Here is a 24516-nt window from a genome sequence, read left to right as displayed (position 1 = left end):
CAACAGCACGGCCCCTGTCTCCTCGTACCGCTACTCACTCCGCGGTACGAGGAGACAGGGGCCGTTCCCGTCCCCGATGCGCCTACCGGCCCCGGCGTGGCACCTCAGCCACGCCCCCCGTTCCCGTTCCCGTTCCCATTGCTCGTGCCCTGGAACAGGTTGCCGATGTCGCCCGTCGAGTTGTCGCCGCCGGTCGTGCCGCCGTCGCTCGTGCCACCCGTGAGGAGGCCGCCGATGAAGCCGTCGTCGTTGCCGTTGTTGTTGTCGTCATCGTCGTCGTCATCGTCGTTGCCCCGGCCCGGGTTGTTGCTCGGGATGTTGACGAGGTTGAAGCTCGGGGCTTCCTTGCCCTGCAGGGCTCCGGTCATGGCGTCCCGCCAGATCGGGCCGGGGGTGTCACCGCCGTAGACCTGGGCGTGGTAGACGCCGCCGATGCTGATGTTGGTCATCTTGACCTTCTGGGTGGCGCTGCCGACCCACACGGCGCCCGAGAGGTTCGGGGTGTAGCCGACGAACCAGGCGTTCTTGCGCTCGTCCGTCGTACCCGTCTTACCGGCGTTCGCGCGGCCCGACAGACCGGCCTGCTGGCCGGTACCCGAGTCGACCACACCGCTCAGCAGGGTGTTGATGGTGTCCGCGGTCTTCTCGCTCATCGCACGCGAGCAGGTCGACTTCGGGACCTCCAGCGACTTCTTCTTGCCGTTGGTGGTCTGGGTGATCGACTCGATGGCGATCGGGGTGCAGTACATGCCGCGGCTGGCGAAGGCGGCGTAGGCGCTGGCCATCGTCAGGGGGGAGAGACCGGTGGAGCCGAGGGTCATCGACGAGGGGACCTCGGGGACCTTGTCGCCGTTGCCCTGGACCACGCCGAGGGCGTTGGTCATCTTCACCACCGGGCACATGCCGATGTCTGCGAGCATCTGCACGAAGTAGGTGTTGACCGACTTGTTCATGGCCGTCTTCAGGTCGTACGGCCCCTTCTCGGTCGTGCTCTCGTTCTCCAGCTTGTAGTTGCCGTCGTTGACCCAGGGGTTGCCGCTGCAGGTCTGGACCGTCGCCGGGTACTGCATCGAGTACGGCGCCGAGTAGGTCTGGTTGGCCGGCCGGCCCTCCTCGATCGCGGCCGCGGCCACGAACGGCTTGAAGGTCGAACCCGTCGGGAAGCCGAAGTTCGAGCCGCCCATGGAGGCGTTGACCGAGTAGTTGTACTCGGTCTCGTTCTTGCCGTAGCCGTACGGCTTCGACTGGCCCATCGCGAGGATCTTGCCGGTGCCGGGCTCGACGAGCGTGGAGGCCGCGGCGACCTTGTCCGACTTGTAGACGTGGTCCTTCAGCGAGGACTGGACGGACTGCTGGGACTGCGGGTCGAGCGTCGTCCGGATGGTCAGACCGCCCTGGTTCCAGAGCTTGGCCCGCGCCTCCTTGGTCTTGCCGAAGACCGGGTCGCTGAGGAAGACCCGCTCGACGTACTTGCAGAAGAAGCTGGCGCCCTGGACGGCGGTGATGCAGCCGTTCTTCGGCTGGGTGACCTTCAGGCCCAGCGGGGCCTGCTGCGCCTTGGCGGCCTCGGCCTCCGAGATGTCGCCGACCTCGGCCATGCGCTGGAGGACGGTGTTACGGCGCTTGGTGGCCTCGGTCGCGTCGTTGACCGGGTCGTAGCGGCTCGGGGACTGGACGATGCCGGCCAGCAGGGCCGCCTGGGGCAGGGTGAGGTCCTTGGCGTGCGTGGAGAAGTAGCGCTGGGAGGCCGCTTCGACGCCGTAGGCCTGCTCGCCGAAGAACGTGATGTTCAGGTAGTTCTCGAGGATCTTCTTCTTGCCGAGCTCCTCCTCGACCTGGATCGCGTACTTCAGCTCCTTGATCTTGCGGCCGATGGTCTGCTGGGTGGCCTGCGCGACCTTCGTCGGGTCGTCGCCGGCCTCCTCCACGAAGACGTTCTTCACGTACTGCTGGGTGAGCGTCGAGGCGCCCTGGGAGACGCCGTTGCTCTGCACGTTCTTGTTCAGGGCGCGCAGGACGCCCTTCAGGTCGATCGCGCCGTGCTGGTAGAAGCGCGAGTCCTCGATCGCGACGATCGCCTTCTGCATGTACGGCGAGACGTTCTTGAGGTCGACCACCGTGCGGTCACGGGAGTAGACCGTCGCGATCTGGGAGCCCTTGGAGTCCAGGATCGTGGTGCGCTGGCTCAGCGGCGGCGTCTTCAGGTTGGCCGGGAGTTCGTCGAACGACTCCACCGACCCCTTGGCGGCCAGTCCCAGGGCGCCGAACGCGGGCAGCGCGATGCCCGCCAGTACGGCTCCCGAGAGCACACTGACACCGAGGAACTTGGCGGCCTGCTGCGTGGCGGACAGGCCACCGCCCGAGCGCTTGTTTGGCATGAGGGCAGCCTACGTTCTCATTCGCCGGACACGCGTATATGCCTTGGCCTAAGCTGCTCTCAACTGTCACAGCAGTAGGGCCACGTATCAATACGTCCGGCGACCCCGAATCGTTCCGGAGGTTCCCCAACTTTTTTGGTGGGGGCGTGCCCGAATCCGCCTTGTGTGTCAGTCGGCGTCCGTTGTGACCCAACAGAACTGTCCTGATTGCCGGGATAGTCATGTATGTCGCAGGCTCACTCCCCCGGGTGATCTGCCGCTTACCCATAGTCCGTTCGGGCCATTCAAGATTGGGCCCGAAGGGGGTGTTGCGCTGTGCCCACCTTCCGTAACGTCCTCAACTGGCGGCGGTGAATATGCCGCTGCCGCCGTGGGGGAGCCTCGATTCGGGAGAGGACGGCGCCGGTATGGGCTGGGTTACCGACTGGAGTGCGCAGGCTGCCTGCCGCACTACCGATCCGGATGAACTGTTCGTTCAGGGAGCAGCGCAGAACAGGGCCAAGGCGGTGTGCACCGGATGCCCGGTACGCACCGAATGTCTGGCCGACGCGCTCGACAACCGCGTCGAGTTCGGTGTGTGGGGAGGCATGACGGAGCGCGAGCGCCGCGCCCTGCTGCGCAGGCGGCCGACCGTCACCTCGTGGCGCCGGCTGCTCGAGACCGCGCGCTCGGAGTACGAGCGCGGCGCGGGCATCGTGTCGCTCGACGACGATGAGATGTACGAGAACTACGCGGCGGTGAGCTGAGGCGAACGCTTCGCTCAGCTGTCGGCAGCCTCGGGCAGCTCCGGCCGGTTGGCCGCGAGCCGGCTGCCGATGTCCCGCAGTCCCGCGAGGTCGTGTACGTCGCCGGGCAGCGCCGCCACTTCGGCCACCGCCACCTCCGGGTGGAGGGCGGTGAAGCGGTCGCGTGTGCGCTGCTCGCGGGAGAGCAGGTGCATACGCTCGGCGTGCAGCCTCAGCAGGCCTGCGGTCAGCTGATCGGCAGTGTGGGATTCGGGCCCCGGATCGGTTGCGGGAGATTCTGAACTGGCGTACGTGTCGGGAGAGTTACGAAGTCCAGCTTTCCCGCCGTCCTGATCCACAATGCGGGGCTCTTCAAGATTTTCCGCCGCGGGGGAATCGGCAGCGGCGTCGGCGGGTGCGTCGGCCAGGTCGAGGTTCTCCGCGGCGGCGAGCGCCCGCTCGGCGGACAGCTGGGCCGCGCCGCTGCCATGGACCCGGTTGAGCACCAGACCGGCCAACGGCATGTCCTCGGCGGCCAGTCGCTCCACGAAGTACGCGGCCTCCCGCAGCGCGTCCCGCTCGGGAGCCGCCACCACCAGGAATGCCGTCCCGGGCGCCTGGAGCAGCTTGTACGTGGCGTCCGCGCGCGTGCGGAACCCGCCGAACATCGAGTCCATCGCCGCCACGAACGTCTGTACGTCCTTCAGCAGCTGCCCGCCCAGCAGCTTGCCGAGCGCGCCGGTCATCATCGACATCCCGACGTTCAGGAACTTCATGCCCGCGCGGCCGCCGACCTTGGCGGGCGCGAGCAGGACACGGATCAGCTTGCCGTCCAGGAACGAGCCGAGCCGCTTCGGCGCGTCCAGGAAGTCCAGCGCCGAACGGGACGGCGGAGTGTCGACGACGATCAGGTCCCACTCGTCCCTGGCGCGCAGCTGGCCCAGCTTCTCCATCGCCATGTACTCCTGCGTGCCGGCGAAGCCCGCGGAGAGCGACTGGTAGAACGGGTTCGTCAGGATCGCGGCAGCCCGCTCCGGGTCCGCGTGCGCCTCGACGATCTCGTCGAAGGTGCGCTTCATGTCGAGCATCATCGCGTGCAGCTCGCCGTCGCCCTCGACGCCCTTCACGCGGCGCGGGGTGTTGTCGAGCGAGTCGATGCCCATGGACTGGGCGAGCCGGCGCGCCGGGTCGATGGTGAGGACGACCACCTTGCGGCCCCGCTCGGCGGCCCTGAGTCCCAGCGCCGCCGCCGTCGTCGTCTTGCCGACCCCGCCCGAACCGCAGCAGACCACGATGCGGGTCGCCGGGTCGTCGAGCAGCGGGTCGAGGTCGAGTACGCGTGTGGGGGAGATCCGGTGCTGTGCCTGGCCCTGGTCGCGACTCATACGGTCCCCCTCATGCGATCTCCTGCTTCCGCAGCTCGGTGGCGAGTTCGTACAGGCCCGCCAGGTCCATTCCCTCGGCGAGCAGCGGCAGTTCGTGCAGCGGGAGGCCCAGCTCGCCCAGCACCCCGCGCTGCTCGTGCTCCAGCGCGTGCCGCTCGGCGTACTCCTCGGCCTGCTGCAGGAGCGGGTCCACCAGCCGCTCGGCGTGCCCGCCGCGCCGCGCCCCGCCCAGCCCGGCCGCGGACAACGACCGCGCAAGGGAGGAACGTGTCACGGTTCGTACGAGTTCCAGCTCATCCGCGTCCAACACCTCGGGCCGCACCATGTTGACGATGACGCGGCCCACCGGCAGCTTCGCCGCCCGCAGTTCGGCGATGCCGTCGGCGGTCTCCTGGACCGGCATCTCCTCGAGCAGCGTCACCAGGTGCACGGCCGTCTCCGGCGACTTCAGCACCCGCATCACGGCCTGTGCCTGATTGTGTATCGGGCCGATCTTGGCGAGGCCCGCGACCTCGTCGTTGACGTTCAGGAAGCGGGTGACGCGTCCGGTGGGCGGTGCGTCCATGACGACGTAGTCGTATACGAACCGCCCGTTCTTGTCCTTCCTGCGCACCGCCTCACACGCCTTGCCGGTGAGGAGCACGTCCCTCAGGCCGGGTGCGATGGTGGTGGCGAAGTCGATGGCGCCCAGCTTCTTCAGGGCCCGTCCGGCGCCCCCCAGTTTGTAGAACATCTGGAGGTAGTCCAGAAGGGCCAGTTCGGGATCGATGGCGAGGGCGTACACCTCACCACCGCCCGGCGCGACGGCGATCTTGCGTTCCTCGTAGGGCAACGCCTCCGTCTCGAAGAGCTGCGCGATGCCCTGCCGGCCCTCCACCTCGACGAGAAGCGTCCGCTTCCCTGCCGTGGCGAGGGCCAGCGCGAGGGCTGCGGCGACCGTCGTCTTTCCGGTCCCGCCCTTGCCGCTGACGACCTGGAGCCTGCTCACGTCTTCGAGCGTAACCAGTCCGCGCCCGAGGCAATCGGGAGGCTGTGGACAACGGAGGCGGGTATCGGCCACTTGGCCTGTGGACAACCGGTGTGCAGCCGGGTGTGCGACCGGGTGTGCAGCCGGGTGTGCGACCGGCCACATGGCCTGCGAAGGCCCCTCGGGCCACAGCGGATACAGTCGCCCCATGACCAAGTGGGAATACGCAACCGTGCCGCTGCTCGTCCACGCCACGAAGCAGATTCTGGACACCTGGGGCGAGGACGGCTGGGAGCTCGTCCAGGTCGTGCCCGGGCCGAACAACCCCGAGCAGCTCGTCGCCTACCTGAAGCGGGCGAAGGCGTGAGCGCGGTCGAGGCGAAGCTCGCCGAGCTGGGCCTGACCCTGCCCGCCGTGGTGCCGCCGCTCGCGGCCTACCAGCCCGCCGTGCAGTCCGGGCCGTACGTGTTCACGGCCGGCCAGCTGCCCATGGTGGACGGAAAGCTGCCGGTCACCGGCAAGGTCGGCGCCGAGGTCACCCCCGAGGAGGCCAAGGAGCTGGCCCGCACCTGCGCCCTGAACGCCCTGGCCGCCGTGAAGTCGGTCGCGGGTGATCTGGACCGCATCGCGCGTGTGGTGAAGGTCGTCGGCTTCGTCGCGTCGGCCACCGACTTCACCGGCCAGCCCGCCGTCCTCAACGGCGCGAGCGAGCTGCTCGGCGAGGTCCTCGGCGACAAGGGCGTGCACGCGCGCAGCGCGGTGGGCGTCGCGGTGCTGCCGCTGGACGCTCCGGTCGAGGTCGAGATCCAGGTCGAGCTCGTCCCGTAGAGGCACCCTGACCTCGGGTACCTCTCGAACATTCGCTCACCAGGGGATAGCCTCGCGCCCATGGCGAATGGGCAGTGGTTTCCCTCGGACTGGCCGGAACGCATCCGCGCGCTCGCGGACGGGACGCTGACGCCCGTCACCCCCAAGCGCGCGGCCACCGTCCTGCTCCTGAGAGACGCGGACGGGGGTCCCGCCGTCCACATGCTGCGCAGACGCGCCTCCATGGCCTTCGCCGGAGGCGCGTACGCCTATCCCGGCGGCGGCGTCGACCCGCGCGACGACGAGCGCCTGGTGCGCTGGGCGGGCCCCACGCGCGCGTGGTGGGCCGAGCGACTCGGCGTCGACGAGGCGGCGGCCCAGGCGATCGTCTGCGCGGCCGTACGGGAGACGTACGAGGAGGCAGGCGTCCTGCTCGCCGGGCCGACCGCCGATTCCGTCGTCGGGGACACCACGGGCGCCGACTGGGAGGCGGACCGCGCCGCCGTCGCCGCCCGTGACCTGTCCTTCGCGGAGTTCCTCGACCGCCGTGGCCTGGTGCTGCGCTCCGACCTGCTCGGTGCCTGGACGCGCTGGATCACCCCGGAGTTCGAGCCCCGTCGCTACGACACCTGGTTCTTCGTGGCCGCCCTCCCCGAGGGGCAGCGCACCCGCAACGCCTCCACGGAGGCCGACCGCACGGTGTGGATCCGCCCGCAGGAGGCCGCCACCGGGTACGACAAGGGCGAGCTGACGATGATGCCGCCCACCATCGCGACCCTGCGCCAGCTGACCCCGTACGCCACCGCCGCCGAGGCGCTCGCCGCGGCCCCCCGCCGTGATCTGACGCCCGTCCTGGCCGAGGCCCGTCTCACGGAGGACGAGATCGTGCTGTCCTGGCCGGGCCACGGCGAGTTCACCAAGCACATCCCGATCGGCGCAGGGGGAGGCCCCGCATGACCGACGCAGCAGCCCTCCCGGGCCAGCCCCGCGGCGGAGTCCTGTCCGGACCGGCCACCCCGCGCGCGGTGAACGTCCTGGCGCCCAACGCCTCCGCGATGACCCTGGACGGCACCAACACCTGGATCGTCTCCGAGCCCGACTCCGAGCTGGCGGTCGTGATCGACCCGGGTCCGCTGGACGACGGTCATCTGCGGACGGTCGTCGACACCGCCGAGGAGGCCGGCAAGCGCGTCGCGCTGACCCTGCTGACCCACGGCCACCCCGACCACGCCGAGGGCGCCGTCCGCTTCGCCGAGCTGACCGGCACCAAGGTGCGGGCCCTGGACCCGGCGCTGCGGCTCGGGGACGAGGGCCTGGGCGCCGGTGACGTGATCACGCTGGGCGGGCTGGAGCTGCGGGTCGTGCCGACCCCGGGCCACACCGCCGACTCGCTCTGCTTCCACCTCCCGGCCGACCGGGCGGTGCTGACGGGCGACACGATCCTGGGCCGCGGCACGACGGTCGTGGCGCACCCCGACGGCCGTCTGGGCGACTATCTGGACTCCCTGCGGCGGCTGAGGTCCCTCACCGTCGACGACGGCGTCCACACGGTCCTCCCGGGGCACGGACCCGTCCTGGAGGACGCCCAGGGCGCCGTCGAGTTCTACCTCGCCCACCGCGCCCACCGCCTCGCCCAGGTCGAGACGGCCGTGGAGGACGGCTTCGGCACCGCCGCCGACGTCGTCGCCCATGTGTACGCCGACGTCGAACGCTCCCTGTGGCCGGCGGCGGAACTCTCCGTACGGGCGCAGATGGAGTATCTGCAGGAGCACGGGCTGATCTAGGGCCTGTCCGGCGGATCATGCCGGAGAGACCCTAGTCGGGGCGCGGCGCCTTGATGCCGTGCACGCGCGCGTACTCGTCCGCGAGCCATGGACCGAGGTCGTCGACGTACGACGTGAGGACAGCCGCGTCGCCGGTCGGCTCGTGTCCGCGCGCCGCCGCCGCGCGCACCTGCTCCGCCCGCTCGGGGTAGTAGGCGGCGAACGCCTCGGCCATCTCGTGCAGATCGCTGGTCCAGCCGTTCCAACGGGGCATGACCAGGGTGAACGCGGTGCGCACCAAGCGGCGGGACATGAACCGGACGAGCGGCCGGCGGGCCTCCGCGGAGTCGGCCGCCTCCTCGATCCGCTCGCGCCAGCGCGGCAGCAGCAGGCCGAGGTCGCCATTCGTCTCGCGCGCGAGGAGGGAGTCGGGGCGGTAGCGGGGGAGGTACTCGGCGAGATCGTCCCCGAGGAGCGGCGTGCACAGGCACGCGACGAAGAACCCCAGGTCGTACGTCTCCAGGTCGCTCAGAAGCCGCGCCCGGCCGTAGAGGAGCGTTCCGCCGCCGTCGATCTGCGGGAACTCCTTGTCGAGGGCCTCGATCAGTGCCTGCCCGTCGGCCCGGTCCGCCGCGGCCGGTTCGTCGTACAGGACGACCACCACGTCCAGATCACTGCGCCCCACGCGCGCGGTGCCGCGCGGAATCGACCCGTAGAGGTATGCGCTGTGCAGCCGCGTCCCGAAGAGGTCCAGGATCCGGTCCCGGGCGCTCGCGACGAGGGGCCGGAACGCGTGCGGCACGTGCGAGAGGGAGCCTTCGCGGGCGATGTAGCCCTGGGGGTCGAGACCTCTGAGGGGAACCGTTTCAGCCATGGGACAACTGTCCCAAGTCCAGCCCGTCCGGTGTTTGAGGACGAGGCCCGTTCAGGGCCGAAGGGGGGTCTGGGGGCGCAGCCCCCAGTGCAGCCGCAGCGCTCCCGTCACCGCGAACGCTTCGCCAGCCGCTCCACATCCAGCAGGATCACGGCCCGCGCCTCGAGGCGGAGCCACCCTCGCTGCGCGAAGTCGGCGAGCGCCTTGTTCACCGTCTCGCGCGACGCGCCGACGAGCTGCGCCAGCTCCTCCTGCGTCAGGTCGTGGACGACGTGGATGCCCTCCTCGGACTGCACGCCGAAGCGGCGGGAGAGGTCCAGCAGGGCGCGCGCCACACGGCCGGGGACGTCCGAGAAGACCAGGTCGGACATGGCGTCGTTGGTCTTGCGCAGGCGCCGGGCGACGGCGCGCAGGAGCGCGGCGGCCACCTCGGGGCGTGCGTTCAGCCAGGGCTGGAGGTCGCCGTGGCCCAGGCCGAGAAGCTTGACCTCGGTGAGGGCGGTCGCCGTCGCCGTACGCGGGCCCGGGTCGAAGAGCGACAGCTCGCCGATGAGCTCACCGGGGCCGACCACGGCCAGCATGTTCTCGCGGCCGTCGGGTGACGTGCGGTGGAGCTTGACCTTGCCCTCGGTGACGACGTAGAGCCGGTCGCCCGGGTCGCCCTCGTGGAACAGGGAGTCGCCACGGGCGAGGGTCACCTCACTCATGGAGGCGCGCAGCTCCGCGGCCTGCTCGTCGTCGAGTGCCGCGAAGAGCGGGTTGCGCCGCAGAACGTCGTCCACGAGTTCTCTCCTTGTCGACCTGCTCAGGGGATCTTGTCCCCCGCTTACCAGGGGACCGTGTTCCCCATTTTGCCGGACGGTCCAAACAGTGTGATCTGTCACAAGGATGCCGCACACATGTCCCGAGGTAAGCGGCAGGGGGCCAATTGGGCTCCGATCTTCGGGGTCCGGGGCGGATGTCGGTGCCGGGCTTTAGGCTGGCCGGGTGTCCAAATCGCCGGTGAGAGCACAGGCCAAGGGGGCTGGGCGGGTGGTTGTACGTCGCAATTCCGCTGTGGGCGAACAGGACCCCGGCGACGGTAGGAAAACGGCAAAGGTGACTAAAAAGACTCCCGGCAATAAACCCGTGGCAATCAAGAAACCCGAGTCACGTACGGCACTCGTCCGCCGCGCCCGCCGCATCAACCGCGAACTCGCCGAGGTCTACCCCTACGCCCACCCCGAGCTGGACTTCGAGAACCCCTTCCAGCTCCTGGTCGCCACGGTCCTGTCCGCCCAGACCACCGACCTCAGGGTCAACCAGACCACCCCCGCCCTCTTCGCCAAGTACCCCACCCCCGAGGACCTGGCCGCCGCCAACCCGGAGGAGGTCGAGGAGATCCTCCGCCCCTGCGGCTTCTTCCGCGCCAAGACGAGATCGGTCATAGGGCTGTCCAAGGCCCTCACCGAGGAGTTCGACGGCGAGGTCCCGGGCAGGCTGGAGGACCTCGTCAAGCTGCCCGGCGTGGGCCGCAAGACCGCGTTCGTGGTGCTGGGCAACGCGTTCGGACGCCCCGGGATCACCGCGGACACGCATTTCATGCGGCTCGTACGCCGCTGGCAGTGGACCGAGGAGACCGACCCCGACAAGATCGAGGCGGCGATCGGCGCGCTCTTCCCCAAGAGCGACTGGACGGACCTCTCCCACCACGTCATCTGGCACGGCCGCCGCATCTGCCACGCCCGCAAGCCCGCCTGCGGCGCCTGCCCCATCGCCCCGCTCTGCCCGGCGTACGGCGAGGGCGAGACGGACCCGGAGAAGGCGAAGAAGCTCCTGAAGTACGAGAAGGGCGGCTTCCCCGGCCAGCGGCTCAACCCGCCGCAGGCCTATCTGGACGCGGGCGGCCGGGCGGCCCCGCCGCTGGGGGCCGGATGAGGGGAACGGCGACGGTGGCACGGCCGGCGGAGCGACCGCGCAGGCACGGCCGGCGGAACGATCTACGGGTCCTCGCGCGTTGGACCCGGCAGAACGGGGGGTGGTGTGGTGATGACACGGGTGAGTGACACGACAAGGGACACGGCGAGCGATACGGAGAGCGATACGGCGGGTGACGCGGCCGGCGGCACCGCGAGCGGTGTGCGGGTTGCTCCGGTGCCGCTAGGCAAGGAGGGCCTGCCCGCCTGGCTGGACCCGGTCGTGCACGCCGTCGAGACGGTCCAGCCGCGCCAGCTGAGCCGTTTCCTGCCGCCGAAGGACGGCGGAGGGCGCCAGTCGGCGGTCCTCGTCCTCTTCGGTGAGGGCGAGAGCGGCCCCGAGCTGCTGCTCATGGAGCGGGCCGGCTCGCTGCGCTCGCACGCGGGCCAGCCGTCCTTCCCCGGCGGCGCCCTCGACCCGGAGGACGGCGATCCGCAGGGCGACGGGCCACTGCGGGCCGCGCTGCGCGAGGCCGAGGAGGAGACCGGCCTGGACCCGTCCGGCGTCCAGCTCTTCGGCGTCCTGCCCAAGCTGTACATCCCGGTCAGCGGCTTCGTCGTGACGCCCGTCCTGGGCTGGTGGCGCGCACCGAGCCCGGTGGGGGTCGTCGACCCCAACGAGACGGCCCGGGTCTTCACGGTCCCCGTGGCCGATCTCACGGACCCGGCCAACCGCGCCACGACCGTCCACCCCAGCGGCCACCGCGGCCCGGCATTCCTGGTCGAATCCGCCCTCGTCTGGGGCTTCACGGCCGGCATCATCGACCGGCTGCTCCACTTCGCGGGCTGGGAGCGCCCCTGGGACCGGGAGAAGCAGGTCCCGCTCGACTGGCGGTCATGACAGGGTGAACCCCGTGAACGTGCTGGACATCCTGTTGCTGGTCGCGGCCGTGTGGTTCGCGGTGGTCGGCTTCCGCCAGGGCTTCGTCGTCGGAATCCTGTCGGTGATCGGCTTCCTGGGCGGTGGCCTGGTGGCCGTCTACCTGCTGCCGGTCATCTGGGACTGGCTCACCGACAACTCCGAGGTGAGCACGACGGCGGCCGTCGTCGCTGTCGTCGTCGTGATCGTCTGCGCCTCGGTCGGCCAGGCCCTCACCACCCATCTCGGCAACAAACTGCGCCGGTACATCACCTGGTCCCCGGCCCGCGCCCTGGACGCGACGGGCGGCGCGCTGGTGAACGTCGTGGCGATGCTGCTGGTGGCCTGGCTGATCGGCTCCGCCCTGGCCGGCACCACCCTGCCGACCCTCGGCAAGGAGGTCCGCAACTCCACGGTCCTGCAGGGGGTGGCCGAGGCGCTGCCCGACCAGGCCGACACCTGGTTCGCCGACTTCTCCTCCGTCCTCGCGCAGAACGGCTTCCCGCAGGTCTTCAGCCCGTTCTCCAACGAGCCGATCACCGACGTCCAGCCGCCCGACCCGGCCCTGGCCAACAGCGCCGTGGCCACGCGCGCGCAGCGCTCCATCGTCAAGGTGATGGGCACTGCTGAGAGCTGCGGCAAGGTCCTGGAGGGCACCGGCTTCGTCTTCGGCGAGCGCCGCGTCATGACCAACGCGCACGTCGTGGGCGGCGTCGACGAGCCCACCGTGCAGATCGGCGGCGAGGGCCGCAAGTACGACGCCACGGTGGTGCTGTACGACTGGAAGCGCGACATCGCCGTACTCGACGTACCGGACCTCGACGCGCCCGTGCTGCGGTTCACCACCGCCGAAGCGGCCAGCGGCGCCGACGCGATCGTCGCCGGCTTCCCGGAGAACGGGTCGTACGACGTCCGTGCCGCGCGGGTGCGCGGCCGCATCACGGCCAACGGCCCGGACATCTATCACCGCGGCACCGTGCGCCGTGAGGTGTACTCGCTCTACACGACCGTCCGCCAGGGCAACTCCGGCGGCCCGCTGCTCACTCCCGACGGCCGGGTGTACGGCGTGGTCTTCGCGAAGTCGCTCGACGACGCGGACACCGGATACGCGCTCACCGCGGAAGAGATCCAGCGGGACATCCTCGAGGGCCGTACCGCCGGTCAGCAGGTGGACAGCGACAGCTGCGCCCTCTAGGCGGGGCCCTCCAGGCGGGACGGGGGCGTCAGCCTCGCGGGTGACGCAGGCGTACCGAGACCCAGCGGGCCCGGCGGCGCAGGATGCGCGGAATGCCCACCCGGAGGTCGGAGCCCGGCAGTTGCGGGTCGGCGCCTCGTTGGTGGGAGCTCAGGCCACTGGCCGAGCGGCGGTTGCGTGCTGCGTCACTGTAGTCGTGCGTCCAGCCCATACCCCGACGTCTGCCCCCGCCCCAAGGTCGATAACCGCCCCGAGGCCCGCCAATTGGCCTATGCGCCGGGCAATTGGCCGTTCGTAGTACAGACGTTCCACTCCGGATACCGGGCGCCACGGCACGGTCACCGATCGGGTTCGGGATCCTTGAGCCAGTTGACGAGCTCGGTGGAGAACGCCACCGGGTCCTCCTCGTGCGGGAAGTGGCCGAGGCCGTCGAAGAGGCGCCAGCGGTACGGCGCCTCGACGTACTCGCCGGAGCCGGCCGCGCTGCGGGTGCGCATCACCGGATCGAGGGAGCCGTGCAAGTGGAGCGTGGGGACGCGCACGGGCCGCTTCATGCGCCGGTAGAACTGGACGCCGTCCGGCCGGGCCATCGAGCGCACCAGCCACCGGTACGGCTCGACGGAGCAGTGCGCGGTGGAGGGGATGCACATCGCGCGCCGGTACGTCTCGAGCGCCTCGTCCTCCGGCGGCCGCGGCCCGGACCAGTCTCGGATCAGCCGGGCCACCAGCTCACCGTCGTCGGCGGCGAGCTGCCGCTCGGGGATCCACGGCCGCTGGAACCCCCAGATGTGGGAGCTCGCGGTGGACTGCCGGACGTCGGCGAGCATCGCCGAGCGCCAGCGCCGGGGGTGCGGCATGGAGGCCACGGCGAGCCGCCGGACCAGCTTGGGGCGCATCACGGCCGCCGTCCACGCCAGATAGCCGCCCAGGTCGTGGCCGACGAGCGCGGCATCCGGCTCGCCGAGGGAGCGGATCACCCCGGTGATGTCGAGGGCGAGGTTGGCCGGGTCGTAGCCCCGGGGCGTACGGTCGCTGCCGCCCACGCCCCGCAGGTCCATGGCGACGGCCCGGAAGCCCGCGTCGGCGAGCGCGCCCAGCTGGTGCCGCCAGGTCCACCAGAACTGCGGGAAGCCGTGGACCAGCATGACCAGCGGCCCGTCACCGGCCTCGGCGATGTGGAAGCGGGCGCCGTTCGCGGCCACCTCGCGGTGGGTCACCTTGGTGCCGGCGGCGACCTCCGGCCGTACGACCGAGGTGGGCTGCGCCGAAGGGGTGGCGGGGTCCGTCATGACGACGAGCGTGCCACAGCCTCGATGGCCTCCGGCACCCGGTCCTGCGGCAGCTCCGGGCGGGGGTGCGGCTTGGCCTTCTGCAGGACGCCCGCGCTCTCCTTCATCGACGCGGCCACCTTCTGCGGGCCCTGGCTCTTCTTGGCCTTCTTCGCGAAGACCGTGCCGATCAGCACGAGGATGAGCGCGACGAGCACGTTCGCGGCGAAGGACAGCAGGAAGCAGATCGCGAGGTTCCAGTCGCTCCAGGTCCGAATCCCGTACGCCAGCGCGAAGTTCAGCATCGGCAGCGAGAACAACAGGACTCCGCCGGCCACCGTGAACGCCCCGCCGCTCGCCGCGCCGCGCTTGACGTCCTGCCTGAGCTGCGCCTTCGCCAGCGCGATCTCGTCGTGCACCAGCGCCGACAACTCGGTCGTCGCCGAGGCGAACAGCTGGCCGATGCTGCGTTCGGCGCCGACCGGGCTGCCGTCGGGTGCGCTCATCGCGGTCTCCCTCTTCTGCTGCTCTGTGTTGCTGGTCATGTTTCTGACTTCTTTTGTACCGTCCCGTCAGATCATGCCGGACCGTCGCCGTCCTCGCCTGCCCCGCCCGGTACTTCGGCCTCCATGCGACGGGCGGGATCCTTCTCCGCGGCCCTCTCCCGGGCGATCTCCTCGGCGATGCGGCGGTGCTCGGCGGCCTTGCGGTCGTGGATCTCGGCCATCCGCAGGTGATACGCCGGGTCGTCCTGCTCGTAGACGTCCGGGATGCCGTCGCTGTCCTCGTCGCGCTCCTCGGCCTCGTAGATCCGGCGGTACTTGGCGTTGCGCAGCTTCAGCAGCACGGTCGCCAGCGTCGCCGCGATCAGCGAACCCGTCAGGACGGCGGCCTTGACCTCGTCGGTCAGGGCCTGGTCGCCCTCGAAGGCCAGTTCGCCGATCAGCAGCGAGACCGTGAACCCGATGCCGGCGAGCGACGCGACGGCGAAGACGTCCGCCCAGGCCAGGTCCTCGCTGAGGGAGGCCCGGGTGAAGCGGGCGGTCAGCCAGGTCCCGCCGAAGATGCCGATCGTCTTGCCGACGACGAGACCGAGGACGACCCCGAGGGTCTCCGGCTTGGTGAACACATCGGCCAGCGCGTCGCCCGAGATCGCCACACCGGCGCTGAACAGCGCGAACAGCGGTACGGCGAGGCCCGCGGACAGAGGGCGCACCAGGTGCTCGATGTGCTCGCCGGGGGAGTGCTCCTCACCCTCCCGGGTGGTGCAGCGCAGCATCAGACCCATGGCGACGCCGGCGATCGTCGCGTGGATGCCGCTGTTGTACATCAGCGCCCAGACGACCAGCGCGAGCGGCACGTACACGTACCAGCCGTGCACACCCCTGCGCAGCAGCAGCCAGAAGACGACGAGGCCGACGACCGCCCCGCCCAGCGCGGCGAAGTCGAGGGTGTCGGTGAAGAAGACCGCGATGATCAGGATCGCGAACAGGTCGTCGACGACGGCGAGTGTGAGCAGGAAGGCGCGCAGGGCGCTCGGCAGCGACGTACCGATGACGGCGAGCACGGCGAGCGCGAAGGCGATGTCCGTCGCGGTGGGCACGGCCCAGCCGCCCGGGTCGCCGCCGCCGGTGAGGTTGGTGAGCGTGTAGACCAGCGCCGGTACGGCCATCCCGCACAGCGCGGCTACGACGGGCAGCACGGCGGCCCGGGGGTCCTTGAGATCCCCGGCGACCAGTTCGCGCTTGAGTTCGATGCCCGCGACGAAGAAGAAGACCGCGAGGAGGCCGTCGGCCGCCCAGTGTTCGATCGAGAGGTTGAGTCCGAGGGCCTCGGGGCCCAGGTGGAAGTGGCTGACGCTCTCGTAGCTGTCGTGCAGCGCGGGGATGTTCGCCCAGATCAGTGCGGCCACCGCGGCGATCAGCAGCAGCACACCGCCGACGGTCTCGGTCCGCAGCGCGTCCGCGACGAAGGTCCGCTCGGGGAGGGAGAGGCGTTCGAAGACCTTGCGGGCGGTGGTGGTACGGGGCGCGGTCACGGGGAGACCTCCGGTGGGCGGGCAGCACTGAGCACATGCCGACCAGACTTCCCGGCGCACCTGAGGTTGACGTTGTTTTTATTAGTTTACCTAAGGTGGGGTGGGAGGTATCCGGTGAATCTCACGTTATGCACAAAAGGACCGCCCGGCATGCGATGTGCCGGGCGGTCCTTTTGCGGGGTGCCGCGGGCCCTGGGCGGGGGTGCCGCAGGCCCTTGTCGGGGTGCCGGGCCTCAGTCCTCGCTCGGTGCCGCCGGGAGCTTCGCCTGGATCAGGTCCATCACCGTCGAGTCGGTCAGCGTGGTCACATCGCCGAGCTCACGGTTCTCGGCGATGTCCCGCAGCAGCCGGCGCATGATCTTGCCGGAGCGGGTCTTGGGCAGCTCGGTCACCGGGTGGATCTGCTTGGGCTTGGCGATCGGGCCGAGCGTCGCACCGACGTGGTTGCGCAACTCGGAGACCAGGTCCTCGGATTCGGCGGCCGTCCCGCGCAGGATCACGAACGCGACGATCGCCTGTCCGGTGGTCTCGTCGGCCGCGCCGACCACGGCCGCCTCGGCGACCGCCGGGTGCGACACCAGCGCCGACTCCACCTCGGTGGTGGAGATGTTGTGCCCCGACACCAGCATGACGTCGTCGACACGCCCGAGGAGCCAGATGTCCCCGTCGTCGTCCCTCTTCGCCCCGTCGCCGGCGAAGTACTTGCCCTCGAACCGCGACCAGTACGTGTCGAGGAACCGCTGGTCGTCGCCCCAGATGGTGCGCAGCATCGACGGCCACGGCTCGGTCAGCACCAGGTAGCCACCGCCACCGTTGGGCACCTCGTTGGCCTCGTCGTCGACCACGGTGGCGGCGATGCCGGGCAGCGGAGTCTGGGCGGAGCCGGGCTTGGTGGCGGTGACACCCGGCAGCGGCGAGATCATCATCGCGCCGGTCTCGGTCTGCCACCAGGTGTCGACGATCGGGGTCCGGTCGGCACCGATGTGCTTGCGGTACCAGATCCACGCCTCGGGGTTGATCGGCTCACCGACCGAGCCGAGGACACGGAGGGAGGACAGATCGAACTTCGCGGGGATGTCGTCGCCCCACTTCATGAACGTACGGATCGCGGTCGGCGCCGTGTACAGGATCGTCACCCCGTACTTCTGCACGATCTCCCAGAAACGGCCCTGGTGCGGGGTGTCGGGCGTGCCCTCGTACATGACCTGCGTCGCGCCGTTCGCCAGCGGCCCGTAGACGATGTACGAGTGCCCGGTGACCCAGCCGACGTCGGCGGTGCACCAGTACACGTCGGTCTCCGGCTTGAGGTCGAAGACGGCGTGGTGCGTGTACGCGGCCTGCGTCAGGTAGCCGCCGGAGGTGTGCAGGATGCCCTTCGGCTTACCCGTCGTACCGGACGTGTAGAGGATGAACAGCGGGTGCTCGGCGTCGAAGGCCTCGGGAGCGTGTTCGGCCGGCTGCCGCTCCACGATCTCGTGCCACCACACGTCCCGCTCGTCGTTCCAGGCGACCTCCTGGCCCGTACGGCGGACCACCAGCACGTGCTCGACGTTGTCGACCTTGGCGATCGCCTCGTCGACGGCCGGCTTCAGCGCGGACGGCTTGCCGCGCCGGTAGCCGCCGTCGGAGGTGATCACGACCTTGGCGTCGGCGTCCTGGATCCGGGTGGCCAGCGCGTCCGCCGAGAAGCCGCCGAAGACCACGGAGTGCGCGGCGCCGATGCGGGCGCACGCCAGCATCGCGATCGCCGTCTCCGGGATCATCGGCATGTAGACCGCGACCCGGTCGCCCTTGCGGACGCCCAGCTCCAGCAGCGCGTTGGCGGCCTTCGACACCTCGTCCTTGAGCTCGGCGTAGGTGATGGCGCGGCCGTCGCCCGGCTCACCCTCGAAGTGGATCGCGACCCGGTCGCCGCGCCCGGCCTCCACATGCCGGTCGACGCAGTTGTACGCGACGTTGAGCTCACCGTCCTTGAACCACTTCGCGAACGGCGGGTTCGACCAGTCCAGCGTCTCCGTCGGCTCCTTGGCCCAGGTCAGCCGACGGGCCTGCTCGGCCCAGAAGCCGAGCCTGTCAGCCTTGGCCTGTTCGTACGCCTCCACCGTGACGTTGGCGTGTGCGGCCAGGTCGGCGGGCGGCGCGAACCTGCGCTCTTCCTTGAGCAGGTTGGCCAGGCTCTCGTTGCTCACGACATCTCCCTCTCGAAGGGTGTCCGTTGTGTCCCAGGCCACAGCTCATCAGAACCGGGGGGCCGGTGACAAGGGTCGACGGAAAATTGGTTTAGACCTGTCGGTCTCGGAGTGGGCCGGACTCATCCGTACCCACGGCCCGGGACCGAACGGAGTTCAGCCGGTGTAACGCCTTTCACACTCTTTGCCCGGGCAGCCCGATGGGGGTGGCCCGGTGGTGGCGGCCCGGTGAGGGTGGTGCTCGCCGCGGAGAGGGGCTCGGCGGGCACCACCCGACGCCGTTCACACCGTCAGGTGCGCCACCCCCACATGATCGAACAGCTCGCCCCCGCTTCTCTCGGTGAGCAGATACGTCTGTGCCTCCCCCACATGGAAGTACAGCCCGTGCAGCTCCAGCTCCCCGGCCCCCAGGGCTCGCGCGACCGAGTCGTGGGCGCGCAGATGGTCCAACTGCTGGACCACGTTGGTCAGGCAGAGCTGCTCGACCGCGTCCGCCGACGCCCGCCCGGCCAACCGTGCCCAGGGGAGGCGGTCGTCGGCCATCCGCTCCAGGCTCGGCAGCCCGTGCCGCAGCCACCGCTTCAACGGGGTCTGCTCACCACCCGGTTCGGAACTGAGCAGCGCCTGCATCGCCCCGCATCCCGAGTGCCCGCACACCGTGATGGACCGCACCTTCAGCACGTCCACCGCGTACTCGATCGCTGCCCCCACTGAGTCGTCCCCGCTCTCCTCGCCCGGCGGCGGCACCAGGTTCCCCACATTCCGCACCACGAACAGGTCGCCCGGACCACTGGAGGTGATCATCGAGGTGACCAGCCGCGAATCGGCGCAGGTGAGGAAAAGCTGAGTCGGCTGCTGCCCCTCCCTGGCCAGCCGCGCCAGCTCCCCCCGCACCAGGGGCGCGGTGTTCCGCTGGAACGCGCTGATACCGCGGACGAGTTGGTGACTGCTGGGTTCGAGAGTGTGGTGGTTTGTAGCGCCGGGGGCTGTGCCACCGGGGATCGGGCGGTCGGGGATCGTGCCACCGAGGGTCGTGCCGCTGGGGGGCGTGCCATTGGGGTCCCTGGAGATCGTGTCGCCAGGGGCGGTCGATCCAGGGGCGGTGGTTGTGGATTTGGTGGAGTTGGGGCCGGTGGTCGTGGGGTGGGCGGAGGTGGTGTCGGTCGGACCGCGTCCGGTGGGTCCGGGATGGGTGGATGCGGCGCTGTCGGATCCGGGTCCGGCCGGCACGGGGGCGGTCGGGTCGGGTCCGGCAGGTGTGGTGTCGGTCGGGTCGGGTCCGGCAGGTGTGGTGTCGGTCGGGTCGGGTCCGGCAGGCGCGGGGTCGGCCGGTCCTGCTCCGGTGGGTGCAGGGTGGGTGGTTGCAGGGTCGGTTGATGCGGGTCTGGTCGACGCGGCGTCGGGTCGTCTGGAGCCGTTGGGGCCGGGGCCGTCTGACCCGGCCGTTCCGGCCTGACCGTCGGCTCCAGTTGCCTGGGTATGCCCGCCCGCTCCCGTCGGCCTGGCTTGCCCATCCGCCCCAGTCACCCTGGCTGCTCCAGCTGTCCCATTCGCCCCGGTCGGCTCGGTCGGTCCGGTCGCCCCGGTCGGCCCGTCCGCCCGTTCCGCCGCGGCGGGCTCCGTAAGCCCCGCAGAGGGTTCTGCGGTGTGTCCGGCGGCAAGCGCGCCAGGCTCTCCGTCCGGCCGTTCTCCCGGGGACCCACCGGGGGAGGTGTCGGAGAAGGGCGCGGAGCGCGGGGCCTCGCACTGGTGGTTGCGCCAGGGTGTCCAGGGTCGGCAGCGGCAGTCGGCGAACGGGGTCCCGGCTGTGGGTGGGGAGTCGGGGGCGGGCGCGGCGGTCGCTTCGGCTCTTCCGGCATCCACGCCGGCGTCGGTGTAGGCGTAGGCGTCGGACTGGGGCTGGGTGGTGGCACCCGTGCTGAGCCGGCGGCCGGTCAGCTCGACGGTGCCGCCCTGGGCGGTGTGTGTCTTCTGCCAGTCCTGCAGTGCCTCGTACGCCGCGTGGTCCATGAAGGAGCCGTCCAACTCGAGCACGACAGGGGTGCCCTGGGGCACGAGATGCAGGGCTCGGCTGAGCCGTGGCACCGCGAGGAACGTCAACTGGCCTCGTACATGTACGTGATGGACTCCTTCCTGCTCGTCGTGGGTGATACGGGTGCGGGTGAGGCGGTTGAGGGCGACGGCGACGGCCACCGCGATCCCCAGCATCACGCCCTCCAGGACGCCGAGGAACACCACGGCGAGGGTGGTGACGGCGTACACCAGCACCTCTCGGTGGCGGGTCACCGTGCGAATGTGGTGCAGGGACACCATCTGGATGCCGACGGCCATCACCAGGGCGGCGAGCGAGGCGAGCGGGATGAGCTCCAGGATCGGGACCATCAGCAGCGCGGCGACTACTACGAGAACGCCGTGCAGCATCGTGGAGTTCCGGCTCACGGCACCTGCTTGGACATTCGCCGAACTGCGCACGGCCACCCCTGCGACCGGCAGTCCGCCGAGCGCGCCGGAGACGATGTTGGCGGCTCCCTGGCCGAGCAGCTCGCGGTCGAGGTCGGAGCGGCCGACGCGCGGGGAGCGGGCGGAGGGGGAGGAGATGAGGCCGGGCCGGGAGGCGATCAGCTTGTCGACGGCGACCGCGCCGAGCAGCGACTGCACGCTGCACACCAGCGTGATGGTGAGGACGGCGGCGGCGACGCCGAGCGCCGGCCCCTCGGGCAGTCCGGGCAGGGCGTGGCTGCGCCAGGAGGGCAGGTCGACCTTGGGCAGGGTGAGGCCGGCGAGGGAAGCGGTGACCGTGGCCCCGGCGACGGCGACGAGGGCGGTCGGCACCTTGCGCAGGAGTTGGCCGGCCCGGCCCGGGATGCGCGGCCAGAGGAGCAGCAGGGTCAGGGTCAGGGCGCTCACGGCGACCGCGGCGGGTTGCAGCCCGGCCAGCTGGGCGGGCAGCGCACGGAGGTTGTCGAGGACGGAACTCTGGGGGGTGCCGCCGAGGACGATGTGCAACTGGGCGACGGCGATGGTGACGCCGATGCCGGCGAGCATGCCGTGCACGATGGCGGGGCTGACGGCGAGGGCGGTGCGCGCCACACGCAGGCAGCCGAGACCGAGTTGGGCGAGGCCGGCGAGGACGGTGACGGCACAGGTGGTCCGCCAGCCGTAGCGCTGGATCAGGTCGGCGGTGACCACCGTCAGTCCGGCGGCGGGTCCGCTGACCTGGAGCGGGGAGCCGCCGACGCGGCCGGCGACGATTCCGCCCACGGCGGCCGCGACGAGGCCGGCCTGGAGCGGGGCCCCGGTGGCGAGGGCGATGCCCAGGGACAGGGGGAGGGCGATCAGGAAGACCGCGATCGCGGCGGACACGTCGGCGCCCGCGACGCGGAAGCGGCGGTGCGGGCCTGGTGGGGGGCTGTGGGGCGGGTGGACGTGCTTCGTGCGTGTCGAGTCGGACGTACGAGTGGGGACGCAGGCTGACATGTTCCCGTCTCCTCCGGGGCAGCGCGGTCGCGGGACTGGTGGTCCCCCGTCGAGTCGGGGGCGGTCGCGGCCGTGGGTCACGGCGTACAGCGGCGGGATGAACAATCAACGCTCGGTAAAACGATCGTAATGCAGAGTAAAGGTCGGGCATGGATTTATGTGGCAAATAGGGCAATGAATCACTCTCATGTGTGATGTGGGCATTTCATCGGCTTGTCGTATTAATTCCTTCTCTGTCCCATGCGACCTTGACCGCGCTGCCGGCTCGCCCCGGCACGCGACCAACACGACGCCGTCGTCGGCGTGGGCCGAGAGAAGGAAGAAGGTGGGCGGACATGGCCGCCAACCAGAGGATCGCCGTCGGCGCCGTGGCCGCCGCGACGGTCGCCGCATCACTCGCCGGATGCGCGGCGGGAACCGACGGTACGAGGACGGGAGCGCCGGGTCCGCAGAAGGGAGCCCCGGCGCCCAGGAGCGCGATGCGCCTGATCGGGGACGGCTCCACCGCCTACACCGGACCACAGCCCCACCTGCCCAGAGCCGAGCGCCTGAAGCCGGGTCAGAAGCCCCCGCAGTTCGTGGTGTTCTCCTGGGACGGCGCCGGCGAGGACAGCCAGCAGCTGTTCTCCCACTTCCGCAAGGTGTCCAAGGCCAACCACGCGACCATGACGTACTTCCTCAGCGGCGTGTACATGCTCCCGGAGGAGAAGTCCGATCTGTACAGGCCGCCGCAGCACTCACCGGGCCGCTCCGACATCGGCTTCAACGACGAGCAGGGCATCGCCGACACCGTGAGGCAACTGCGCCTGGCGTGGCTGGAGGGCAACGAGATCGGCACCCACTTCAACGGCCACTTCTGCGGGAAGAACGGCGGCGTCGGCGAGTGGTCCGTCGAGGAGTGGAAGGACGAGATCGCCCAGGCCAAGCAGTTCGTGAAGACCTGGAGGACCAACACCGGCCTGACGAAGGCGGCGCCGCTGCCCTTCGACTACGACAAGGAGCTGATCGGCGCCCGCACCCCCTGCCTCGAGGGTCAGAAGAACTTCATGCGGGCCGCCGGCGAACTGGGCTTCCGCTACGACACCAGCGGGGTCAACAACCAGCTCTGGCCCCGCAAGAGAATGGGCCTGTGGGACCTGTCGATGCAGCTCGTACCCTTCCCCGGCCACACCTACGAACAGCTCACCATGGACTACAACTTCATGGTCAACCAGTCCGGCACCCAGACCCAGGGCGACCCCGGCAAGTACGAGTTCTGGGGCAACCAGATGCGTGACGGTCTGCTCCGGGGCTTCCACCGCGCCTACGACGGCAACCGCGCTCCGCTGATCATCGGCAACCACTTCGAGTCCTGGAACGGCGGCACGTACATGCGCGCCGTCGAGGAGGTCGTGCAGACCGTCTGCAACAAGCCGGACGTGCGGTGCGTGTCCTTCCGGCAGTTGGCCGACTGGCTGGACGCCCAGGACCCGGCGACCTTGGCCAGGTTGCGGTCGCTGGGAGTCGGTGAGCCCCCGAAGCAGGGCTGGGCGTCCTTCCTGGCCGGCCGCCCCGCCCCCGCCCCGAAGGGCGCACCCGGCGCGCCGGTGGCCCGGTAGCAGGGGGCATGTGTCCTAGGCGGCCGCCGCCACGCTTTCGCCGAGGACGAAGTGGGGGTCGACCTGTGCCGCCAGGTCGGCCCCGGTGCGCTCGTTGCCCCAGGACTGGGCGTTCTTCAGGTGGAAGTGCACCATCTGGCGCGTGTAGCGCTCCCAGTCGCGCCGCTCGTACGCGGTGTCGACGGTGGTCCGCAGCAGGTGCAGGGCGTCACGGTTGGGCTCCTCCAGGAGGTCGAACCGGGGCGGCCGGCCCTTCTCCATGGCACGCACCCAGTCCGAGTGCCCGACCGTGACGAGGAGGTCGTCGCCGACCTCGGCGCGGAGGAAGTCGACGTCGTCCTGCCCTTGCACCTTGTTGCCGACGACCTTCAGTTCGACGCCGAAGTCGCGGGCGTACTCCTTGTACTGGCGATAGACGGAGACCCCCTTCCGGGTCGGCTCGGCGACGAGGAACGTGATGTCGAAGCGGGTGAACATGCCGGAGGCGAAGGAGTCCGAGCCTGCCGTCATGTCGACCACGACGTACTCGTCACGGCCGTCCACCAGGTGGTTCAGACACAGCTCCACCGCTCCCGTCTTGGAGTGGTAGCAGGCGACCCCCAGGTCGGCGTCCGTGAAGGGGCCGGTGACCATCAAACGGACGGCGCCGCCGTCGAGTTCCACCGCTTCGGCGCAGGAGTCGTACACGGGATTGTCCTCGCGCACCCGCAGCAGCCGGGATCCCTCGCCGGGCGGTGTCGTCTTGATCATCGTCTCGGCGGAGGCGATGCGCGGGTTGGAGCCGCGCAGATAGTCCTTGATCAACGGCAGGTGGTCGCCCATCGCGGGCAGTCCGGCCGCCTCCGTCTCGTCGAGGCCGAGCGCGGGACCCAGATGCTGGTTGATGTCCGCGTCCACGGCGATCACGGGGGCGCCGAGGGTGGCGAGGTGGCGGATGAACAGGGACGACAGGGTGGTCTTGCCGCTACCGCCCTTCCCGACGAAAGCAATTTTCATGTTCACGAAGCGTAGTCCGGAGATAGCTGTACGTGGCGACGG

21 protein-coding genes are annotated in these 24516 nt (G+C 70.2%); 9 read left to right on the top strand and 12 right to left on the bottom strand.

Going from position 1 to position 24516, the window contains the following annotated elements; all coding sequences use genetic code 11:
- Positions 1–104 precede the first annotated feature (104 nt).
- The gene (locus tag ACIRF9_RS23900; protein ID WP_403825669.1) at positions 105–2378 is read right to left on the bottom strand and encodes a transglycosylase domain-containing protein; all 2274 of its coding nucleotides are present in this window, start codon (positions 2376–2378) and stop codon (positions 105–107) included.
- 407 nt (positions 2379–2785) lie between these two features.
- On the opposite strand from ACIRF9_RS23900, the gene wblA reads away from it, so the two are divergent.
- On the top strand, positions 2786–3124 hold the full coding sequence (gene wblA, locus ACIRF9_RS23895; protein ID WP_208117087.1) for a transcriptional regulator WblA: 339 nt from the start codon (positions 2786–2788) through the stop codon (positions 3122–3124).
- A 14-nt stretch (positions 3125–3138) separates the two neighbouring features.
- Here wblA and ACIRF9_RS23890 read toward each other — a convergent pair whose 3' ends face one another.
- Both ACIRF9_RS23890 and ACIRF9_RS23885 read right to left on the bottom strand, forming a co-directional pair.
- A complete protein-coding gene (locus ACIRF9_RS23890; protein ID WP_403825666.1) occupies positions 3139–4488 on the bottom strand; it encodes an ArsA family ATPase in 1350 nt (449 codons plus the stop codon).
- A gap of 10 nt (positions 4489–4498) precedes the next feature.
- Positions 4499–5476, bottom strand: a complete 978-nt coding sequence (locus ACIRF9_RS23885; RefSeq protein ID WP_403825663.1) for an ArsA-related P-loop ATPase — start codon at positions 5474–5476, stop codon at positions 4499–4501.
- 187 nt (positions 5477–5663) lie between these two features.
- Here ACIRF9_RS23885 and ACIRF9_RS23880 point away from each other — a divergent pair, with 187 nt between their 5' ends.
- From ACIRF9_RS23880 to ACIRF9_RS23865, 4 genes are read left to right on the top strand one after another with little or no spacing between them, the layout of a single operon-like run.
- Positions 5664–5822, top strand: a complete 159-nt coding sequence (locus ACIRF9_RS23880) for a DUF4177 domain-containing protein (protein WP_020129281.1) — start codon at positions 5664–5666, stop codon at positions 5820–5822.
- Positions 5819–6283, top strand: a complete 465-nt coding sequence (locus tag ACIRF9_RS23875; protein WP_403825658.1) for a RidA family protein — start codon at positions 5819–5821, stop codon at positions 6281–6283. The genes ACIRF9_RS23880 and ACIRF9_RS23875 overlap by 4 nt, the downstream gene beginning before the upstream one ends.
- A 60-nt stretch (positions 6284–6343) precedes the next feature.
- On the top strand, positions 6344–7219 hold the full coding sequence (locus ACIRF9_RS23870; RefSeq protein ID WP_403825655.1) for an NUDIX hydrolase: 876 nt from the start codon (positions 6344–6346) through the stop codon (positions 7217–7219).
- The gene (locus ACIRF9_RS23865) at positions 7216–8046 is read left to right on the top strand and encodes an MBL fold metallo-hydrolase (RefSeq protein WP_403825652.1); all 831 of its coding nucleotides are present in this window, start codon (positions 7216–7218) and stop codon (positions 8044–8046) included. The genes ACIRF9_RS23870 and ACIRF9_RS23865 overlap by 4 nt, the downstream gene beginning before the upstream one ends.
- Positions 8047–8077: 31 nt before the next feature.
- On the opposite strand, the gene ACIRF9_RS23860 is transcribed toward ACIRF9_RS23865, so the two are convergent.
- Both ACIRF9_RS23860 and ACIRF9_RS23855 read right to left on the bottom strand, forming a co-directional pair.
- Positions 8078–8899, bottom strand: coding sequence for a nucleotidyltransferase domain-containing protein (locus ACIRF9_RS23860; RefSeq protein WP_403825649.1), 822 nt, complete (start codon positions 8897–8899; stop codon positions 8078–8080).
- A gap of 107 nt (positions 8900–9006) precedes the next feature.
- Complete coding sequence (locus ACIRF9_RS23855) at positions 9007–9681, bottom strand: Crp/Fnr family transcriptional regulator (protein ID WP_029382547.1); 675 nt, start codon at positions 9679–9681, stop codon at positions 9007–9009.
- 316 nt (positions 9682–9997) lie between these two features.
- Here ACIRF9_RS23855 and nth point away from each other — a divergent pair, with 316 nt between their 5' ends.
- From nth to ACIRF9_RS23840, 3 genes are all read left to right on the top strand, one after another.
- Positions 9998–10816: an endonuclease III gene (nth, locus tag ACIRF9_RS23850; RefSeq protein ID WP_403825645.1), complete on the top strand. Its 819-nt coding sequence runs from the start codon at positions 9998–10000 to the stop codon at positions 10814–10816.
- A gap of 216 nt (positions 10817–11032) precedes the next feature.
- The gene (locus ACIRF9_RS23845) at positions 11033–11695 is read left to right on the top strand and encodes an NUDIX hydrolase (protein WP_403826416.1); all 663 of its coding nucleotides are present in this window, start codon (positions 11033–11035) and stop codon (positions 11693–11695) included.
- Between the two features lie 13 nt (positions 11696–11708).
- Positions 11709–12908, top strand: a complete 1200-nt coding sequence (locus ACIRF9_RS23840) for a MarP family serine protease (RefSeq protein WP_403825642.1) — start codon at positions 11709–11711, stop codon at positions 12906–12908.
- A 28-nt stretch (positions 12909–12936) separates the two neighbouring features.
- Here the strand turns inward: ACIRF9_RS23840 and ACIRF9_RS23835 are convergent, their stop codons facing one another.
- The 6 genes from ACIRF9_RS23835 to ACIRF9_RS23810 form a co-directional block, all read right to left on the bottom strand.
- Positions 12937–13119 (bottom strand): hypothetical protein, encoded by a 183-nt coding sequence (locus ACIRF9_RS23835; protein WP_403825640.1) that lies wholly within the window; start codon positions 13117–13119, stop codon positions 12937–12939.
- Between the two features lie 127 nt (positions 13120–13246).
- Positions 13247–14197, bottom strand: a complete 951-nt coding sequence (locus tag ACIRF9_RS23830) for an alpha/beta fold hydrolase (protein WP_403825637.1) — start codon at positions 14195–14197, stop codon at positions 13247–13249.
- Entirely contained in the window at positions 14194–14682 is a 489-nt protein-coding gene (locus ACIRF9_RS23825; protein ID WP_403826413.1) for a phage holin family protein, read from the bottom strand. Before ACIRF9_RS23825 ends, ACIRF9_RS23830 begins: the two co-directional genes overlap by 4 nt.
- Positions 14683–14753: 71 nt before the next feature.
- Positions 14754–16214: a Na+/H+ antiporter NhaA gene (gene nhaA, locus ACIRF9_RS23820; RefSeq protein WP_403825634.1), complete on the bottom strand. Its 1461-nt coding sequence runs from the start codon at positions 16212–16214 to the stop codon at positions 14754–14756.
- 233 nt (positions 16215–16447) lie between these two features.
- Complete coding sequence (gene acs / locus ACIRF9_RS23815) at positions 16448–18403, bottom strand: acetate--CoA ligase (protein WP_403825631.1); 1956 nt, start codon at positions 18401–18403, stop codon at positions 16448–16450.
- Positions 18404–18685: 282 nt separating this feature from the next.
- Complete coding sequence (locus tag ACIRF9_RS23810) at positions 18686–21880, bottom strand: SulP family inorganic anion transporter (protein ID WP_403825628.1); 3195 nt, start codon at positions 21878–21880, stop codon at positions 18686–18688.
- Between the two features lie 335 nt (positions 21881–22215).
- Here ACIRF9_RS23810 and ACIRF9_RS23805 point away from each other — a divergent pair, with 335 nt between their 5' ends.
- The gene (locus ACIRF9_RS23805; RefSeq protein ID WP_403825625.1) at positions 22216–23478 is read left to right on the top strand and encodes a hypothetical protein; all 1263 of its coding nucleotides are present in this window, start codon (positions 22216–22218) and stop codon (positions 23476–23478) included.
- A gap of 15 nt (positions 23479–23493) precedes the next feature.
- On the opposite strand, the gene ACIRF9_RS23800 is transcribed toward ACIRF9_RS23805, so the two are convergent.
- Positions 23494–24474 carry an ATP-binding protein gene (locus tag ACIRF9_RS23800; RefSeq protein ID WP_403825622.1) on the bottom strand — a complete coding sequence of 327 codons (981 nt, stop codon included), beginning with the start codon at positions 24472–24474 and terminating at the stop codon, positions 23494–23496.
- Positions 24475–24516 lie beyond the last annotated feature (42 nt).

The sequence above is a fragment of the Streptomyces sp. NPDC096132 genome (assembly GCF_044763345.1).
GTDB lineage: Bacteria > Actinomycetota > Actinomycetes > Streptomycetales > Streptomycetaceae > Streptomyces.
Note: the sequence above shows the minus strand (reverse complement) of the source record. Positions and strands in the feature narration are given on the sequence as shown.